Genomic DNA, 17,044 nt, shown 5'->3' on the forward strand with positions numbered 1-17,044 from the left:
AATGATGATTTTTAATTGCAAAATTACAAAAATTGAAGCATCTGATAGCCATGTTTTTAAAGTGTTTATCAAACCAGACCAATGCTTTCAATTCAAAGCCGGGCAATACGCTATTATCTATTTGAATAATAAACAGCTGCCTTTTTCTATTGCTAACAGCCCAAACTGTAATGAATTAATTGAATTGCATGTTGGCGGCTCAGTCAAAGAAACTGCTATAGAAGCAATTTCGTATTTTAACGATGCGTTTATTCATCAAACCGAGTTTAAGATAGATTCGCCACATGGTGATGCTTGGTTACGTGATGAAAGTGAATCGCCACTGCTACTTATCGCTGGCGGCACAGGCTTATCATATATCAATAGTATCCTTCATCATTGTATTGACAAGCAACTATCACAACCTATCTACCTTTACTGGGGTGTGAACAATCGCCAATTGCTTTATGCAGATCAAAAACTTAAGTCATTAGAAGCCCAGCTTCCCAATGTGAAATATGTGCCCGTTGTCGAGCATGTACACACAGAGTGGGACGGTAAAATCGGCAATGTTATTGATGCTGTAATGGATGATTTTGCCGACTTATCTGAATTTGATATTTATGTTTGCGGGCCATTCGGTATGAGCCGAAATGCAAAAGATATTTTTACAACTCAGAAAAAAGCCAATGTCGGGAAAATGTATTCTGATGCGTTTAGTTATATGTAGTTAAAAATCGTTCATATCATTACTGATGGTTTTTATCTAAATCAGTCATTACTCATTATATTTACTCTATTTATTGGGTAACAGTTGGCTTGCACCTGATAAATAGAGTTTTTTTGTAGGTATAGTATGTTCACAGGAATAATAGAAGCAATTGGAAATATCAGCGCCATTATTCGTAATAATGACGATATTTCAATGGTTATCAATACCAATAAGCTTGATATTTCGGACGTAAAACTTGGTGATAGCATTGCTAGTAATGGCGTTTGTTTAACCGTATCTAAATTAACTCCAACTGGGTTTGTTGCCGATCTTTCAAAAGAGACGTTAAAGCGTACCGCATTTCACAGCTACCACGTCGGACAAAATATCAACCTAGAAAAAGCCATGTTACCCACTACACGCTTAGGCGGTCATATTGTTTCCGGACATGTTGATGGTATTGGCGACATTATTGAATTAAAGCAAAAGGGTCGCACCATTGAGGTTTGGATAACGGTACCGATACACCTGAAGAAGTTTGTTGCAGAGAAAGGTTCAATTTGTATTGATGGAACGAGCTTAACCATCAATGCTGTCTATCAGAATGTCATTAAATTAACCATTATTCCTCATACGTTAACCAATACAACACTTGCTAATGCAACCATTGGTCAAAAGGTCAATATTGAAGCTGATATGGTGGCACGTTACCTCGAACGATTAGTCAGCATTGATAAGCAAGAATCCAAAAAAAACACTAACGTCTCTATGTCTTTATTAGAGAAGCACGGTTTTATCGTATAACTCATTTACGCTGTTGATAAAAAGGACCAGTTATGACTTTAAGTAGCGCCCAAGAAATCATTAATGATATCCGTCAGGGGAAAATGGTTATCTTGATGGATGATGAAAATCGTGAAAATGAAGGCGATCTGATCATTGCCTCTGAAATGATTACTCCCGAAGCGATTAATTTCATGGCAACACATGGGCGTGGGTTGATCTGCTTAACGTTAACCAAAGATCGCTGTAAAACGTTAAATTTACCGCTAATGGTACAAAATAATCACGATAAATTCTCAACTGCATTTACCGTTTCAATAGAAGCCGCCACCGATGTTACGACTGGGATCTCTGCCAGTGATCGAGCGAAGACAGTACAAGCAGCAGTTGCTCCTAATGCCAGTGCTGATAATATTGTTTCGCCGGGGCATATTTTTCCATTAATGGCGCAAGATGGTGGCGTATTAATTCGTGCCGGTCACACTGAAGCAGGCTGTGATGTTGCACGCTTAGCAGGGCTTGAAGCCTCTAGTGTTATTGTGGAAATTCTTAATGAAGACGGCACAATGGCACGCCGACCTCAACTTGAAGTGTTTGCGCAAAAGCACAATTTAAAGCTGGGGACAATTGCCGATTTAATCGAGTATCGAACCCAACTAGAAAGTCATATTGAACGTTTATCAGAGAGTGAATTATGCACTGAATATGGTGTGTTCAACTTGATCACCTACCGTGACACCATTGACAATCAACTCCATTACGCCTTATGTAAAGGTGATATTAACCCTGATACTGAAACCTTAGTCCGTGTGCATGTCAAAGATACACTGAAAGATATTTTACATACTGGCGCCACACAATGGTCCCTACAAGCGGCCATGCAGCGTATTCAAGCCGACGGTGGCGTATTAGTGATCATCAGCCAAATAGAACCCTCTACGATGATCATCAATCAAGTAAACCAGTTAGCTTCAGAGCACCAAGCGATTGCTCCCTTGCCTACCACACCGCAGTCCCGACAAATTGGTTTAGGATCGCAAATTTTATCTGAACTAGGGCTACGCAAAATTCGTTTACTGTCTTCACAAAACCAACAATATCGTTCTTTATCAGGATTTGATCTTGAGGTTGTTGAATATATTTGTAACTAGTAAACACTCAAATGTTATTGATTCATCGTTCGTTTTTATAAATACACTTAGGAAGCTTCATGAATATTATTGAAGGTGCGATCACAGCACCCCACGCAAATGTTGTCATCATCGTTTCTCGTTTTAATAGTTTTATCAATGACAACCTATTGTCTGGTGCATTAGATGCCCTACAACGCCAAGGTCTTGTTAAAGAAACCAATATTACCATTGTACATTGTCCAGGGGCTTATGAGCTGCCTTTATTGGCTCAACAACTTGCGAAACAAGGTAGTTATGATGCCATCATCGCTTTAGGTTCTGTGATTCGTGGCGGTACTCCTCATTTTGAATATGTTGCAGGTGAATGCAATAAAGGTTTAGCGCAAGTTGCATTAGAACATCAAATTCCAGTCGCGTTTGGTGTCCTTACGGTAGATTCCATCGAACAAGCCATTGAACGTGCTGGAACAAAAATGGGAAATAAAGGTGCAGAAGCCGCCCTCAGTGCACTCGAAATGATCAACGTGTTAGCAGAGATAGAACCTTAGATACCTTATCTTCACACATTATGATGGCTATTATACCTACTGAATCATAGCCATTTTCCTTCCAAAGTAATTAACTCAAATAGAAGTACGAGGATATTATGGTCACAGTAAGAGCCCGAGTTCCTTTTAAAATAGGGCAACGAAGTGATATCCCTGCTGAATTATTGTCATTTCATGGCTTTAACTCAGGTAAAGAACACGTCGCAATTATTTTTAAACAAGCAGATACTGCGGCAAGCGTTCCTTTAGTTCGTCTGCACTCTGAATGCTTAACCGGTGATGTTTTTCATTCTTCTCGCTGTGATTGTGGTGAGCAGCTCAATGAAACGATAGAAAAAATGCGCCAATCTGGTGGGATTCTTTTGTATCTACGTCAAGAAGGCCGTGGGATTGGTTTATACAATAAACTCGATGCTTATCAATTACAAAGCCAAGGCATGAATACCTATGAAGCAAATAACCATTTAGGTTTTGATGATGATCTTCGTGATTTCAAGGAAGCCGCCGACGCATTACACGCACTGGGTATCAACAAAGTCCGCTTAATTACCAATAATCCTAAAAAAGTTAAAGACTTATCTCAACATAATATTCAGATAGTAGAAGTGATTAAGACTCAAGTACACATCAAAGAAGGTAATCAAGAATACTTACAAGCAAAAGCCTTATACGGTCATCACAACTTATCTTTATGACAATTCACACTTACCTTTACTCGCCATACGCATCGAGATTTCGCTCCTAACTATTACGCCATTTAACATACTAAAATTGTCATGTTAAATGGCAAAAAAACAACCACCTTAAACAACCACAGTTCAGAGTTACCCACTGAATTTGTGGATAACATTTATTTTAAGTTTATTTTCAATATCTTATAATTTTCAATAGGAAGAGTTAATAATTATTGTAATTTTATGAATTATTAATAAGTCGCTAAACATAAAAAGCCGCACTATTGCAGTGCGGCTTGGTGTTGCTATTAGTGTACTTACTCGGCACACCAATATTGTTACGCTTCGCCACTCATTACGTTGAGCTTGCCGTGTCCCACAATATTTGTGCGGACCGCTATATATTGGCGAAGAAGCAAATTTTTAAAAGGTGTCACTTACCAAATTGTTAACAACTAAGTAGTCACTTAGAAGCTTTTACATGTGTAGCTTTTACGTATGTAGCTTTTACGTGTGTAATTTTTACGGTGTTACTTTGTTGCTCTTACATGTATTACTTTGTCTACTTTTCACATGTTGCGCGATGCAACTGAGTGACTACCAATAACGGGTCTAAGAGGTCTATTAATAATCACTGATACCTGTATCCGTGAGTCTTTAAAAACAGCTCCAATCCTCCGTAAGCTCGAGTAACTATCTCAATACAGGTTAAGTTAAATATGGTAGATAAACGCCAATTAGGCAAATTCACATATAGAAAAAAATGCAAAAATAAACTCAAACGCTATTAACGTCCTATTTATAAAACAAATTACCCAATTAAATATAGCAGCTAGAATCCTATTTATTACGCCCCCACACTCAAAAACTCCTCTTTCAACACCATCACTAAAATAAATAACACTAATTAATGTTGCACATACAACATTACTAAGTATACAATCGCCTCATAGTTTTGTTGTATAGGTAACAAAAGTGATGAAAACGAACATTTACTCTATTCTCTTATATACCGTAATCGGCTTCGCTTTATCATTATCAGCTTTCCTTTTAATGGCTGATAATGTGTCGCCATTTACCACACAAGCCACTTTCTATAAATCAGTGGTGAACATTGCTCCTGAAGTATCAGGAAATATCACCCATGTTTATATCAGTAACGGTCAACACGTTAATGCTAACCAACCTTTATTTTCTATTGATCCAAAGCCTTATCAAATTGCAGTCGATCAAGCACAAGCCGAATTGCAACAAGCAAAAGAAGCCAATATAGGAACATGGCAGCAACTCGTCGCTGCACAGCAAGTGGTACTACAGAAAAAAACATTGTGGAAAAATGCGCAAATTAAATTGGATCGCTACCAAGCATTAAGCCGTAAAGGGTTAACGACCCAACAAGAGCTTGATGATGCGATCAGTACTGCTGATGTCGCTAAAAGTGCTATTTCTGCCGCACAAGCTGATGTGCTAAAAATCAAAGCGACACTATCAGGTAAGGAAAACACCGCAGCCGTTGAACTCGCACAAGCAAAATTAGCACGCGCTGAATGGGATTTATCCAATACTACAGTTGTTGCACAGACAGCTGGCACTGTGAGCAATTTACAATTAGATGCAGGGACTTATGTTAATAAAGGTACCCCGATCCTTTTTCTTGTGAATGCAAAAAACAGTTGGCTAAGTGCGGACTTTAACGAAAAAGGCATTGCCCATTTACAACCTAAAAATCATGTCTTGATCAGTTTTGATTCTCAACCTGGTCGAGTATTTAAAGGCGAAATCGAAAATCAAGATCGTGCTATTTTTGATGCGAGCAATCCATTGACACAACTATCAACCGTTACTAATGACACACGTTGGATCCGCGAACAACAAAAAATCCGTACTCGCATTGCCGTCAACGTACCACAGCAAGATGTGATTTCAGGCTCTCGCGCAAGTGTCATTGTGCTTAATGGTAATCCTATTTTAGATGTGCTTAGCAATGCTTGGATCCATCTCATCGCCCTATTCCGCTACATCTACTAAGAAGCAACTCAGGTGAGTAAAGTATGAAACAGTTAATCAGTACAGATGCACTACGCACTAGCTTAATTGTGTGTATTTGTATGATGTTCGGAAAGCTTTTCCATGTAAATTCACATGTTTACTTTGCTTTATTTCCGATCATCATCGCAACGAAAGTAAAAGACTACAGTTGGAAAGGATTAAGCAAAACGTTCGCTTTGGTATTGCTCTCTGCTTACAGTGCGGTTTTCGTGTCTGAAGTTTTTAGTGATCACCCTTTTATTATTTGGACGATCAGTATCGTACTGTTCGACCAACTAAGAAAAAGGGCAGATTCTCCCGCTAAAGTGGGCGCATTGTTTATGCCGACAATTAACTGGATTTTAAATATTGTTTTTGCGCTACACACCAATATGGATATGCCGCAACGTTTACACGAAGTGGGGTTAGCGATTGTGGTTAGTATCTGTGTAACCAAGCTGTTTTTTTGGCTACTACCACCGAAACCAAAATCGGGCTTTTTCAAACCGAAAACAACCCCTGTCACCGCTCAACAACGCTTGATATCAGTGAGTTTGATTGGTTTAGGACTGGGTTTTTTAATGATTGTAAATCTAATTTCTGGCGCATTTTGTATGGTGCCAGTCATTGCAGCAGCAACTCAAACCAGTCGAGAAGCCTATTTAAAAATCGTTAAATCTCGTTTTATTACGCAAGTCGGCGGGTGTGCTATTGCGGCGATATTTATGTTACTTATCGCTGGTTATCAAAGTAATATTATTGTTTATGGTTTGGGGTTATTTGTACTGATTTACATGATCAGTCACAAAATTTATACCGATGAAGGGCCACACCAAGAGTTACATCCCGATATTTTGCTCGCAACCATGCTACCGATCCAACTTTATATGACCAACAGTGAGTTAGGATTAAGTAGTACTTTCCTTCGAGGATGGGAACTTAGCTGTACTTTAGGTATATTGGCTCTGTTTTATTTCATTACTACGGCGAAGAAACGTCATGTCACAGAACTACACTGATATCCCTTCTCTTAATGAGAGTGTCTCTTTTACGATGGGATTAGCCTACAAGCAATTTCGTAGTATTGCCAATTCAGCCTTGGCGACGGAATTTGATATTACGTTAGAAATGTTAGGTGCACTACGCGTGCTCAGTTATTTGGGCGAAGTGCCGCAGCAAGCCGTCTCTGATGCACTACACCGTGAACGTTCAGTGACTAAACGTTTAATCGATAACTGTATTAAACGTGACTTAATCACCGTGCATAAATCAGAGCAAAACAAAAAAGCCCGCTATCTTGTGATTACTGATAAAGGTAAAGATATCGAGCAAAAAGCCACCGTATGTATTGCTAATCTCAATCAAGACTTCTTTGCGCCACTCACAAATGAAGAACGCGAACTTTTATTTAAAATTAACAAAAAATTGATCCGACAAGACATACTGGTCAATTCTTAACGCACACGCAGGATAAACACGATATGGATATTTTCGTTGTCGATACTTTTACCGACCAACATTTCAAAGGCAATTCTGCGGCAATCATGCCCGTTGCCACTTTTCCAGACGTCTCATTAATGCAGCGTATTGCTGCTGAAAATAACCTGTCTGAAACGGCGTTTATTAAACCAACGGGCGATAATACTTATGCGATCCGTTGGTTTTCTCCTCTGACTGAAATTGACTTTTGTGGTCATGCAACGCTTGCCTCTGCCTTTGTTCTGTATCAGTTTTACCAGCTTAAAGGCGAGATCACTTTTACCACAGAGCAAGTTGGCACACTGACAGTAAAACAAGCCCCAAATGGCAATATTGAAATGAACTTCCCTTGCCAACCTGGTGAAGACGTTGAACCACCAGCCGCCTTACTCAAGGGATTATCTATTACGCCCACCAAGGTGCTAAAAAATCGCCAGGCCTATATTGCTGTTTTACCCAATGAACAAGCAGTACAAAATGTGGTTTGCGATGCAGAGCAGCTTAAACAGCTCGCCCCTCACGATATCGTTGTCACTGCACAATCGACACAATACGATTTTGTGTCTCGTTATTTCTGGCCAGCCAATGGCGGTTATGAAGATCCAGTGACAGGTTCAATCCACACAGCTTTAGCGCCATATTGGGCTAAACAGCTTGGTAAACGAGAATTAACCGCTTACCAAGCCTCACAACGAGGTGGGGTTTTACAGTGTAAAATGATCGATAATGATCGCATTATTATTGCCGGATCAGCGGTTTTATATCTGCGTGGAAAGGTATACTTATAACGCTTTACTTATATTCAATCCATAAAGGAGAGAAAGGTCTCTCCTTTCTTATTTCATTTCACCTTTATTGGCTGTAATCATTTCTAAGTGCACGATCATCAGTCAAATATTCAATAAACTCGATCTCTAAATTGTTATCATCGATAAAATAAACACTGCGACGATAAGGATGCTCTGCACTCCAATGATCCACTTCATAACCGGCACTTTTCAGCTTTGCAACCGTATCATCAATACGTTCAACTACAATACCAACATGCTTAATGCCTGATGCATTTCCCTGCCAATCAGGAACCTGGCCTTCCCCCCCAGATCCTATCGCCACATAGCTATCCTGATCGCCAATGTGATACCAATGCATCGGTTGACCAAACCAGTTATCAATTTTCCCTTCCCCGCGAATCGTCCATTCAGGTAACGCTGTTAATAAAAAATGAATCGTTTTTTCTGGCTGAGATACTTTTATATTGATGTGCTCTACATATCCTTTCATTGTTTTTTCCTTCTTGTTTAAAAATATGTGAGCACTTTAATTCCTCAAGTAAGCTTGAGGTCAAGAAGAAATAATTATGTATTTATTACTTAATAACTCTTTGATTAATATTTAGCGATCAGACTTTCCATTGACGCTGTAACAACCGATTTCACTTTCATTGGTTTGATCCACAACTTAGAAAAATCGCACCATCCATTGGCGTTGATCTCCACACCTCGAATTTGCTCTGGTACCGAGAGGGTTAAGCCTTCACGCTTTATTTCAAATAAAATATTTTGTTGCTCTAACCACGTCATAACGTGACTAATCAGTGCTTGTTGACGTAACACATCCACTTCAATACGGATCGCAGCAATCTGCTGTTGTAAATAATCTTGCTGGGTAAAGGTCAATACCGATGCCCAGTGCGGATATAACGTTAAAAAAGCAAACCAACTGGTGTACTTGTTATCTTCCTTTCTTATTCCTAAAATCGACACATCAACGCCATCAAGAAACTGACCAAACTTTACTTCTTTCGTCTGCAATATTTCAGGCTTATCAAAATAGGACATTAACTGTTTTGAATACTCTCGACATTCTCGATTATTCTCATGACTTATCGTATAAACAGGGTATTTTTTACCGGCTTGATTATGATCGCCTAAAAATGCCGCTGCTAGATTTTGTTTAACGTCTTGCGTTTGTAATTGCTTATTTGTAATCAAGCAATAAAACGATCCGACATAATCACAGGCCGTCTCATACACGTTTAAACTGTCATTTAAAAAGAAAAAGTTCTGATAACACTTCTTTCTTTCTGCCCAACTCTCGTGGATCCAAAATTCAATTTTCTCAATTAATGCTGATGTACGGTTATATTGTGAAAAGCGTTGCAAGCGTAATAGTTTGTTCGAATTTACCGCTAACAAGAAAGGTCCCGAGCCAATGGCTCTAAAATGTGATTCATTAGCAAATACGAACTGTTTTGGCATGATCGCGGTTTCAGCACGACACAGTAATTTAATAAAAAGAGGATCTGGGGTAGATAAATGAATTTCAACCACATCAAAAGAAACAGCAATAACCTTTTCGATATGATCATACAATCGTTGCCATTGCGCTGAATGGATAAGCCCTTTAAAACTTGCAACAACATCATCTGCCGTCAGAACAGATAAATCATGAAACAGGGTTTCAGGCCGAAGATAGAAAGTCCAAACGGTATGATTGCTATTACTTTCCCAAAAATGAGCAAGATTACCTGTCAGCTTATTCGCTTTATCTTCAACTAACGTTTGGTAAACCTCAGAGATAAAGTGGCGCTCAGTACGCTCGGTAATAAAATGGGGATGTAACGTTTTCATACAACGATGAAAAGGCGCCAGGATCGTGTTGTGTTTCTCTGTCACCGCTTGTGATAAATATTGCCATAAGCCAGCGGCGGTATCTCGTCCATTAAACCCTACCAGCTTATAAACCAAATCGAGATTGCTGTTGTCATTCGCTTTATCAATCTCTTTGTGGCACGCCTGTATCGGTTCCAGTAAACAATTGAGGATCCCTTTATTACCTCGCCCCACAGTCGGTGACCAGGTTAACCAACCTAATATTGTCATTTGATTTAATAAGGTTCTCGCATGACGCTCACTGCAATGAAGGTAAGCGGCGATCTCTACAATAGTGACCTTGCTTTTACCAGGACCGACACGATTAAATATATTTTCATATAGTTCCAGTTTTCGTCGGCTCATACAGAGAGATCCTTACATTACTTTAGATAATTATCATTAAACTTCTTTTGCTGGCTAAGCGTTAGTGGTCTGGCTTTAGAAAACTGATCTGAGCCAAAAATAGTGTTCAGCCTTTCTAATCGCTGTGCAGGACTAATATATATCAAACGAGCAAGCCATCCTGTTTTTTTATCGTGACGTTTTGATGAGTTAATGATTTCTTTAATTTGGTTATAAAATTTCATGATTTAGCTCCTGTTATTTGATGATTTTATTTTAGGAGCTTTACGCCATTTAAAAACGGAACAAAAAAAGAGACTGTTCCGGTTTTAAACGACACAAAATATTTATCTCTTTAAGTATTCGAAGACGCACATACTATCCCCCCTCACAACATTTTTGAGATACCGAGCATAATTTAAGAAAAAACAAAGCAAATCATCACTATTAGTTACATAGTATCGTGCCCTTGTCACACTTATTTATCACTAAATAGGTACTATGCTGCTCGACGCTTTACCGCCTAAATTCCTTTCAACAATATGGATTATTGAATGAAACTAATTAAGACTCTTGCTGCTGTTGCTATTTCATCTGCTCTTCTTACAGGCTGTGTATTTGAGAGCAATGATGATGTTATCCCTGTTAACAACGTTTCTATTGCTACATTCAACTTATCATTCGACCGTTTTACGTTTGAACAACTGGTCGATGAAATGCTAACCACGCCTTCGGAGCAACAAACATTAGTCGATGGGTTTAATGCAAATACGCTAAGTGAAGCCGACAAAGCGAAAGCACTAAAGATCATTCAAATCAGAAACATTGCAGCCATTATTCAAAGCCAACGTCCTGATATTATTTTACTGGCTGAATACAATAACGACGGTACTGGTGATGATCTTACCGCTTTAAATGGATTCCAAAATAACTACTTAGCGGTAGGACAAAGCCTTAATAGCATTGATGGCGGCGATACGTTATCACCCATTCACTACCCGTTTAGCCAAAGTTATGCCACGAACACAGGTTTAATGAGCGGCTTAGATCTTAATAACGACGGTAAAATAAATAGCGGTCCAAATGATGCGTGGGGCTTTGGTCAATATCATGGTCAGTATGCGTTTGCGCTTATGTCTCAATTTAAAATTGATGATGCGAATACCCGTACATTCCAAACCTTTAAGTGGAAAGACTTACCAACGGCAACGAACCCAACCATTACTAACTGCAACGATGATAAAAATAAAATTCCGGCAGGTATGAGTTGTGGTGATAACTGGTACACCGATGCTGAATGGAATCAAGTCCGTTTATCATCGAAAAACCATGTTGATGCACCCGTTATCATTCCGACAGCATCAGGCGAGCAAGTGGTACATATTTTAATGTCGCACCCAACGCCACCGGTATTTGACACAGTGACAGAAAACAATAAACAAAAAAACCGCGATGAAATTCAATTCTGGACCGATTACATTGATGGTGCAGAGTTTATTTATGATGACAAAGGCACAAAAGGCGGTTTAGCTGATAATGCCAAGTTTGTTATTGTGGGTGATCTTAATGCCGATCCTGAAGCGGGTGACGGTTTTATCGAAACCATTGATACCCTATTAAAGCACCAGCGTGTGAATCAAGAAGCCACTAATGGCGCTTACGTTCCGACAAGCTTTGGTGCTGAATACTGCTTCCCAAGTGGTGAATGTCGCCAAGATAACCCACACCCAGAGCGCATAACCAGTACGTTTGGTTTACAAGTGGATCACGCTATCCCATCAAGTAATCTAAACATTGTTGATTCTGGTGTTTACTGGCCAGCACCGAATGAAGCTGGATACTTACTGATGAACGATGAACGCATTGGTAAAGGAAAAGGCAAAGATATTTCTTCCGACCACCGTATGGTGTGGCTAAAGGCAAGCTTTAACTGATTCGCCCTTTATTTAAAAAGCCGATCGTAAGATCGGCTTTTCTTGTCAACATGGTTCTGACGAGAAACAATCAAAACATAAGAAATACCCTCGATTAACGCCATTCACTCTTATTTGATATTTACTTAGATAAAGTCAATATTTCCGTAGTACGAGTTTATAACTTCATTTCTTAAATAAGTTGCGATAGCACAATGCTCATCTATATTTTTCATATTTTGACGGTTTAGGCATCAAGCCTATTAATAATGAAAGCTAAAGCTATTTAAAAAAATTAATTTTTATGTTTGCACTTTTACAGTAAATATAAACTAACATTATTACATTTATCTATTATATTAAATGATATTCACTTTAATTTAATGAGGTAAAGCAATGAGTAACGATGAATTACTTCCACTCTATATTGTTATTTCTTTGGTGTTATTCCTGTTTTTCATCATATTTTTATATATTCAACTTTCTATTAAAGCGAAAAAAGACGGCGTGATTGGCAACTGTTGTGTCAATCAGATAAAAGACAAGACAACGGATCTGTCTGAAAAGAGCAAGAAAAAAAATAAGGGGTAATACTCGCTGTTGTGCAATCCCAGCATCAACTATCACGATTGAGCAATAAATAAATGGCAAATATGCATGTGGTTAATATTGCTGCCAGAGAGCTCTGTTTTACCAAAGCGGCATCATATTTAACTGTATCTCAAAGTGCGGTAAGCCATCGAATTAAATATTTAGAGTTAGGATTAATTAAAAAAGATATAACGGGCTTATAAGCTGCAACATTTATACATCGAACACAATCGAAAGCGTGGCCCTCATAGCTAACAGTAAATAATAGTGATATTGATTATTACCGAAAAACCTATCGCTTTAATCACCGTAACTTGTATATAACAGCAGCAATAAACTCATTAGGCATTACTATCGGACGCCAACGGTTAATAAAAAACCATTAGCAACAGGCCAACTTGTGACCCCCTTTTCAGCGATAGCATCAGATTTAAGCTACTATATTGCCTACATGAAAGGAATGGAAACACGGCCTAAATATCGAGCCTTTAAAAGCTGGCTGCAAGAACAAATAACGATGTAATGTGGAGAATCAAATGGAATTGAGTGTAGGACAAGTTGCGAAACGCGCAGGCGTGAGTGTTTCGGCATTACATTTTTACGAACAAAAAGAACTCATTCTTAGTTATAGAACCGCGAGCAATCAGCGCCGTTATAAGCGCTCTGTTCTGCGCCGTATAGCGGTAATTAAAGCAGCGCAAAATGTTGGCTTAACATTACAAGAAATCAAGCAAGCCTTGGCGCATATTCCCTTAAACGAAAATGTGAAAAAAGAACAATGGGAACAACTTTCAACCCTTTGGCATCAAAAGCTTGAAGATAAAATGCATGAGTTAAAACAACTTCAAACTCAGTTAGGCAGTTGTATTCAGTGTGGCTGTTTATCAATGGAAAGTTGTGCGCTATATAACAATAACGACAGCAATGGGATCATGACGGCAGGCGCGAAGCTTAGCATCCAACACACCTCTGACTAGCCCATATTGATAGTCAAAGAATTACGTAAAGTGGAGACCGTCAATTCCCCTCGGTAATAAAGCAAGCGCAAAGTCGCTTGGTAGTTAGGGGACGACAGAATCGCTTGGTGATCACAATGCACCGTTGGCACTTCATAAATCAGAAGTGCCCCATTTCTTGTTAGAACTATTACTCATTCATATTGTATTAACGTGATTTTTGATTAGTTTCTATTGTTTATTTTTTATCTCATATAACGAATTATGCTGATTTTATCTATTGAATTTCGTTTTTAATAAGACTGAATAAAGGCATTTCTTAATTTCAAAAAGCGTTATGAGCCGAAAATAACATCGAGCTTATATTTAAAAGGAATTAATTGTTGCTGATAGTTATGAGCTCATGTAAAAAATAACTCAAATTATAATATGGAGTTGAGTTATATGGGATTAGTTGTACGTCAGGTGACTTTGGATGATGCTGAAGGGATCACAAATGTTCTCAACCCAATCATTGTTGAAGGTTTATACACTGTATTGGATACGACCTTTACACCTGAAGAAGAGAAAGATTTTATTACTCACTTCCCAGAGAATGGAGTGTTTACAGTTGCTTTTTCCGAGAGTGACTCAAAGGTTATTGGATTTCAAAATATCGAGCCGTTCGCACAATATACAAAATCTTTTGATCACGTAGGCATTATTGGTACTTTTGTTTGTGAAAGTGCTCGTGGTAAAGGTATCTCTAAACAGCTTTTTAACTCGACTTTCGAAGTTGCAAAACAAAAGGGTTATGAAAAGCTATTCGCGTACGTTCGTAGCGATAATGAGCGAGCTTTAACTGCTTACCTTAAACAAGGGTTTGAAGTTGTTGGTACTGCAAAAAAACATGCAAAAGTTCGTGGGGAGTATGTAGATGAAATCCTTATTGAAAAGTTTCTTTAGGCTTTGAGCTGTAAAGAAAAAGAGAAGGATATGTGTCGCTCAGCGGCACATATTCGAAGTGAAATGTAAGCCTAAATAGAGCAAATCACCTAAGCAGTTTCTGTCCAAAAATGAGCAAGTTATCATGGCTATACCATGCATTAATTAGCTCAAATCTTTCTAACATTAAAATTTTGGGCAAATTATTGCCTAGCCACTTTATTCTTTATAATGATTCAAATTCAACAAACTTCTCAATTTACATGGCTAACTCTCTCACATGGCTATCTCCGCCAACAGAATTTAATCGTCATGACAGCTTAGTAAAACAGGCTGAACGCGCTAAGCAATCTGAACTAGCCAAAGAAGCTAGGGCGAAAAAAACACTTGAAGAAATTGAGCGAATCAATGCTAAAAGTTCACTCAAGCATGAACAACTAATGAATGATATCTCTGGGAATGAAGTGTTTACTGGGCAATGTACACTTCAAGAAGAATTAGAAAAGAATCATCAAGCTGTGTTGCTTCTCACTGAAGAAGATTCATTCCATACCATTAAAAACTTGATTGATGATCGATATCATCAAAAAGGTCAAATACCATCAACATTGATTCTGAAAGATATTGATAAAACGAAAACATGGGCCGAATACTTAGCAACTGGTTTTGGGGCTGTTAAGTTAGCCCAAGCCTTTGGCGATTTTGGTGTGACAGCGCGATATTCAGTGATTAAAGGGAAAACACGTGTATCAATTGCCACTCGAAATAATGGACAGCAGATGTTACGGCATGTTCTTATTAAAGGAATGCGTTTCAAGGTTAATGGAAAAAAGACCTATGCGATAGATAATCCGAAAGTTGTTCAATTAGGGATAGCGCCAACGCAGCGTATTAGTGCGGGTTTAAAAGCTGGTACTATGACCATGATTATTTCAGCCGCTATAAATACTAATGATCTAATTTTTAATGATGATTATGATTTTTATGATTGGTTCGGAAATGTAGGGACTGACTTCATTAAAACTGCTATCGCACTTTATGGAGCGGAATTTATTGTTGGAATGTTTGTTGCTGTTGGCAGTGGAGCAATTGCAATTGTAGCAATTGCAGCAATTTCTATCGGTCTAAGTCTTATTCTTGATAGATTCTTTGAAGTTAAAAACGTATCAGGAGAATTGACTAATGCGCTTAGAAAAATGCAATCATAATGATGAAGTGGTATCGATAATAACCAAGATAAAATTTTTCTTTATCTGTGTTTTTTTTACTGCTGGGTCTTGTTGGTTGTTATCTTCATGGATAGATACATTAAGTTCTGCTTATAACCTATCTCCTATCATTAAGTTATCAATTGGAGATGCACTTGGTGGCATCATGATTATTGGTTTAGTGATACATGCGTGGTCTATGTTTTTTACTATAATAAAAACAGGAAAGGCAACAAAATACTCATGGTCAAAAAGAAAAATAAAAGTACAAAACCGAATAATGTTATTTTTCTTTATCGTCAGTTTTATTGTTACAGCCCTCACCTATTTTATTATCAATGATCGACTTTTGTCTGAAGGGTACTCAGTCAAAACGAAGTACACTAATATGGGCGTATATAAGACCTATACAAAGAACTAAAATAACCAATGAGTACTGTAAGAATAAATACAGTATTCTTTTCGCCACCACGAATTAGATCTCTTTAATAGAATTACTGTTAAATGACCGCCCATAGTGGCGGTCTTTTTATACCCTAAAGTTACTTCATTAAAAAATTATCAATACTTTTTCTAGTACCTACCAGCTTAAAGAGGGCAAATTGACTAACTCGTTTCTGTCCGTGCGACCTGAAGTCGTATGAAGCGTTGTTCACCGCTTTATGAGTGAACCGTCTGTATCACCAGATGAACCTACGAGCCTGAATAAAGCAGCGGCTCGGACAATGTAACGAAACTTGGCCGTTGGGCTGAGTGGGAAAAGAATCGTGAGAGGACGTTCCTCCTGAAAACCACAAGTCGGGTGAGTGCTAGGTAGTCAGTATGATGAACGTATGTGAATCCATCCAAGGTGCGTTATGTGATGAAGCAGCGGAAGTGGTTAATACGCTGTGGCCAAAATGGCAATGAGAGTCGGAAAGAAGTTGGACAGTATTCTTTCGTGATCGCAGTACTCTCCGCACTATAGTGGGCATCTAAGCTGACATTTTACGTGACATACGGAACAGGGTAAGCCTGTATCATTCCCTTTGGGAAAGCCTTAGTGGCCGATAGTGATGCAGGTATAGGAGGTCGGAAAAAGCGAAAGCTACATTGTAATGATGTAGATACAGACTCATGT

Annotated in this window: 19 protein-coding genes; 16 read left to right on the plus strand and 3 right to left on the minus strand. The window is 38.5% G+C overall.

The window, feature by feature from the left end:
* Nucleotide 1: 1 nt before the first annotated feature.
* The 9 genes from fre to C9J46_RS06105 all read left to right on the plus strand — a co-directional run bounded on the left by fre (nucleotide 2) and on the right by C9J46_RS06105 (nucleotide 8,124).
* Entirely contained in the window at nucleotides 2-709 is a 708-nt protein-coding gene (fre, locus tag C9J46_RS06065) for an NAD(P)H-flavin reductase (protein ID WP_233217699.1), read from the plus strand.
* A gap of 126 nt (nucleotides 710-835) precedes the next feature.
* A complete protein-coding gene (locus C9J46_RS06070) occupies nucleotides 836-1,495 on the plus strand; it encodes a riboflavin synthase (protein WP_107207418.1) in 660 nt (219 codons plus the stop codon).
* A gap of 32 nt (nucleotides 1,496-1,527) precedes the next feature.
* Nucleotides 1,528-2,625: a bifunctional 3,4-dihydroxy-2-butanone-4-phosphate synthase/GTP cyclohydrolase II gene (gene ribBA, locus C9J46_RS06075; RefSeq protein ID WP_107207419.1), complete on the plus strand. Its 1,098-nt coding sequence runs from the start codon at nucleotides 1,528-1,530 to the stop codon at nucleotides 2,623-2,625.
* A 59-nt stretch (nucleotides 2,626-2,684) separates the two neighbouring features.
* Complete coding sequence (ribE, locus tag C9J46_RS06080; RefSeq protein WP_107207420.1) at nucleotides 2,685-3,155, plus strand: 6,7-dimethyl-8-ribityllumazine synthase; 471 nt, start codon at nucleotides 2,685-2,687, stop codon at nucleotides 3,153-3,155.
* 98 nt (nucleotides 3,156-3,253) lie between these two features.
* Nucleotides 3,254-3,850, plus strand: coding sequence for a GTP cyclohydrolase II (ribA, locus tag C9J46_RS06085; protein WP_107207421.1), 597 nt, complete (start codon nucleotides 3,254-3,256; stop codon nucleotides 3,848-3,850).
* 957 nt (nucleotides 3,851-4,807) lie between these two features.
* A complete protein-coding gene (locus tag C9J46_RS06090; protein WP_107246552.1) occupies nucleotides 4,808-5,857 on the plus strand; it encodes an HlyD family secretion protein in 1,050 nt (349 codons plus the stop codon).
* Nucleotides 5,858-5,880: 23 nt separating this feature from the next.
* The gene (locus C9J46_RS06095) at nucleotides 5,881-6,876 is read left to right on the plus strand and encodes a DUF2955 domain-containing protein (RefSeq protein ID WP_107207423.1); all 996 of its coding nucleotides are present in this window, start codon (nucleotides 5,881-5,883) and stop codon (nucleotides 6,874-6,876) included.
* Nucleotides 6,857-7,315, plus strand: coding sequence for a MarR family winged helix-turn-helix transcriptional regulator (locus tag C9J46_RS06100; RefSeq protein WP_107207424.1), 459 nt, complete (start codon nucleotides 6,857-6,859; stop codon nucleotides 7,313-7,315). Before C9J46_RS06095 ends, C9J46_RS06100 begins: the two co-directional genes overlap by 20 nt.
* Before the next feature lie 23 nt (nucleotides 7,316-7,338).
* Nucleotides 7,339-8,124 (plus strand): PhzF family phenazine biosynthesis protein, encoded by a 786-nt coding sequence (locus C9J46_RS06105; RefSeq protein WP_107207425.1) that lies wholly within the window; start codon nucleotides 7,339-7,341, stop codon nucleotides 8,122-8,124.
* A gap of 64 nt (nucleotides 8,125-8,188) precedes the next feature.
* Here C9J46_RS06105 and C9J46_RS06110 read toward each other — a convergent pair whose 3' ends face one another.
* The 3 genes from C9J46_RS06110 to C9J46_RS06120 form a co-directional block, all read right to left on the minus strand.
* Nucleotides 8,189-8,617, minus strand: a complete 429-nt coding sequence (locus C9J46_RS06110; RefSeq protein ID WP_107290668.1) for a VOC family protein — start codon at nucleotides 8,615-8,617, stop codon at nucleotides 8,189-8,191.
* Nucleotides 8,618-8,721: 104 nt separating this feature from the next.
* On the minus strand, nucleotides 8,722-10,353 hold the full coding sequence (locus C9J46_RS06115) for an SgrR family transcriptional regulator (RefSeq protein ID WP_107290669.1): 1,632 nt from the start codon (nucleotides 10,351-10,353) through the stop codon (nucleotides 8,722-8,724).
* Between the two features lie 17 nt (nucleotides 10,354-10,370).
* A complete protein-coding gene (locus C9J46_RS06120) occupies nucleotides 10,371-10,577 on the minus strand; it encodes a hypothetical protein (RefSeq protein WP_107246556.1) in 207 nt (68 codons plus the stop codon).
* 309 nt (nucleotides 10,578-10,886) lie between these two features.
* Here C9J46_RS06120 and C9J46_RS06125 point away from each other — a divergent pair, with 309 nt between their 5' ends.
* The 7 genes from C9J46_RS06125 (at nucleotide 10,887) to C9J46_RS06155 (ending at nucleotide 16,345) form a co-directional block, all read left to right on the plus strand.
* Nucleotides 10,887-12,266: an endonuclease/exonuclease/phosphatase family protein gene (locus tag C9J46_RS06125; RefSeq protein WP_107290670.1), complete on the plus strand. Its 1,380-nt coding sequence runs from the start codon at nucleotides 10,887-10,889 to the stop codon at nucleotides 12,264-12,266.
* A 375-nt stretch (nucleotides 12,267-12,641) separates the two neighbouring features.
* Nucleotides 12,642-12,836: a hypothetical protein gene (locus tag C9J46_RS06130; RefSeq protein WP_107290671.1), complete on the plus strand. Its 195-nt coding sequence runs from the start codon at nucleotides 12,642-12,644 to the stop codon at nucleotides 12,834-12,836.
* Nucleotides 12,837-12,889: 53 nt separating this feature from the next.
* Nucleotides 12,890-13,039 carry a LysR family transcriptional regulator gene (locus tag C9J46_RS21750; RefSeq protein ID WP_233217700.1) on the plus strand — a complete coding sequence of 50 codons (150 nt, stop codon included), beginning with the start codon at nucleotides 12,890-12,892 and terminating at the stop codon, nucleotides 13,037-13,039.
* Nucleotides 13,040-13,372: 333 nt separating this feature from the next.
* Nucleotides 13,373-13,813: a redox-sensitive transcriptional activator SoxR gene (gene soxR, locus C9J46_RS06140; protein ID WP_107207431.1), complete on the plus strand. Its 441-nt coding sequence runs from the start codon at nucleotides 13,373-13,375 to the stop codon at nucleotides 13,811-13,813.
* Between the two features lie 423 nt (nucleotides 13,814-14,236).
* Nucleotides 14,237-14,737, plus strand: a complete 501-nt coding sequence (locus tag C9J46_RS06145) for a GNAT family N-acetyltransferase (RefSeq protein WP_107207432.1) — start codon at nucleotides 14,237-14,239, stop codon at nucleotides 14,735-14,737.
* Between the two features lie 110 nt (nucleotides 14,738-14,847).
* Nucleotides 14,848-15,924, plus strand: coding sequence for a hypothetical protein (locus tag C9J46_RS06150; protein WP_107207433.1), 1,077 nt, complete (start codon nucleotides 14,848-14,850; stop codon nucleotides 15,922-15,924).
* Nucleotides 15,899-16,345: a hypothetical protein gene (locus tag C9J46_RS06155; RefSeq protein ID WP_107207434.1), complete on the plus strand. Its 447-nt coding sequence runs from the start codon at nucleotides 15,899-15,901 to the stop codon at nucleotides 16,343-16,345. The genes C9J46_RS06150 and C9J46_RS06155 overlap by 26 nt, the downstream gene beginning before the upstream one ends.
* Nucleotides 16,346-17,044: the final 699 nt, after the last annotated feature.

This window comes from Photobacterium sp. GB-36 (assembly GCF_003026135.1).
Lineage (GTDB): Bacteria > Pseudomonadota > Gammaproteobacteria > Enterobacterales > Vibrionaceae > Photobacterium.

Excerpts from the sequence above, each read along its gene's own strand:
- C9J46_RS06155 (WP_107207434.1), top strand. The coding sequence starts at position 15,899 with ATGCGCTTAGAAAAATGCAATCATAATGATGAAGTGGTATCGATAATA.
- C9J46_RS06070 (WP_107207418.1), top strand. The coding sequence starts at position 836 with ATGTTCACAGGAATAATAGAAGCAATTGGAAATATCAGCGCCATTATT.
- C9J46_RS06120 (WP_107246556.1), bottom strand. The coding sequence starts at position 10,577 with ATGAAATTTTATAACCAAATTAAAGAAATCATTAACTCATCAAAACGT.
- C9J46_RS21750 (WP_233217700.1), top strand. The coding sequence starts at position 12,890 with ATGGCAAATATGCATGTGGTTAATATTGCTGCCAGAGAGCTCTGTTTT.
- C9J46_RS06110 (WP_107290668.1), bottom strand. The coding sequence starts at position 8,617 with ATGAAAGGATATGTAGAGCACATCAATATAAAAGTATCTCAGCCAGAA.
- C9J46_RS06100 (WP_107207424.1), top strand. The coding sequence starts at position 6,857 with ATGTCACAGAACTACACTGATATCCCTTCTCTTAATGAGAGTGTCTCT.
- soxR (WP_107207431.1), top strand. The coding sequence starts at position 13,373 with ATGGAATTGAGTGTAGGACAAGTTGCGAAACGCGCAGGCGTGAGTGTT.
- fre (WP_233217699.1), top strand. The coding sequence starts at position 2 with ATGATGATTTTTAATTGCAAAATTACAAAAATTGAAGCATCTGATAGC.
- C9J46_RS06095 (WP_107207423.1), top strand. The coding sequence starts at position 5,881 with ATGAAACAGTTAATCAGTACAGATGCACTACGCACTAGCTTAATTGTG.
- ribBA (WP_107207419.1), top strand. The coding sequence starts at position 1,528 with ATGACTTTAAGTAGCGCCCAAGAAATCATTAATGATATCCGTCAGGGG.
- C9J46_RS06150 (WP_107207433.1), top strand. The coding sequence starts at position 14,848 with ATGAGCAAGTTATCATGGCTATACCATGCATTAATTAGCTCAAATCTT.
- C9J46_RS06125 (WP_107290670.1), top strand. The coding sequence starts at position 10,887 with ATGAAACTAATTAAGACTCTTGCTGCTGTTGCTATTTCATCTGCTCTT.
- ribE (WP_107207420.1), top strand. The coding sequence starts at position 2,685 with ATGAATATTATTGAAGGTGCGATCACAGCACCCCACGCAAATGTTGTC.
- C9J46_RS06090 (WP_107246552.1), top strand. The coding sequence starts at position 4,808 with ATGAAAACGAACATTTACTCTATTCTCTTATATACCGTAATCGGCTTC.
- C9J46_RS06115 (WP_107290669.1), bottom strand. The coding sequence starts at position 10,353 with ATGAGCCGACGAAAACTGGAACTATATGAAAATATATTTAATCGTGTC.
- C9J46_RS06105 (WP_107207425.1), top strand. The coding sequence starts at position 7,339 with ATGGATATTTTCGTTGTCGATACTTTTACCGACCAACATTTCAAAGGC.
- C9J46_RS06130 (WP_107290671.1), top strand. The coding sequence starts at position 12,642 with ATGAGTAACGATGAATTACTTCCACTCTATATTGTTATTTCTTTGGTG.
- ribA (WP_107207421.1), top strand. The coding sequence starts at position 3,254 with ATGGTCACAGTAAGAGCCCGAGTTCCTTTTAAAATAGGGCAACGAAGT.
- C9J46_RS06145 (WP_107207432.1), top strand. The coding sequence starts at position 14,237 with ATGGGATTAGTTGTACGTCAGGTGACTTTGGATGATGCTGAAGGGATC.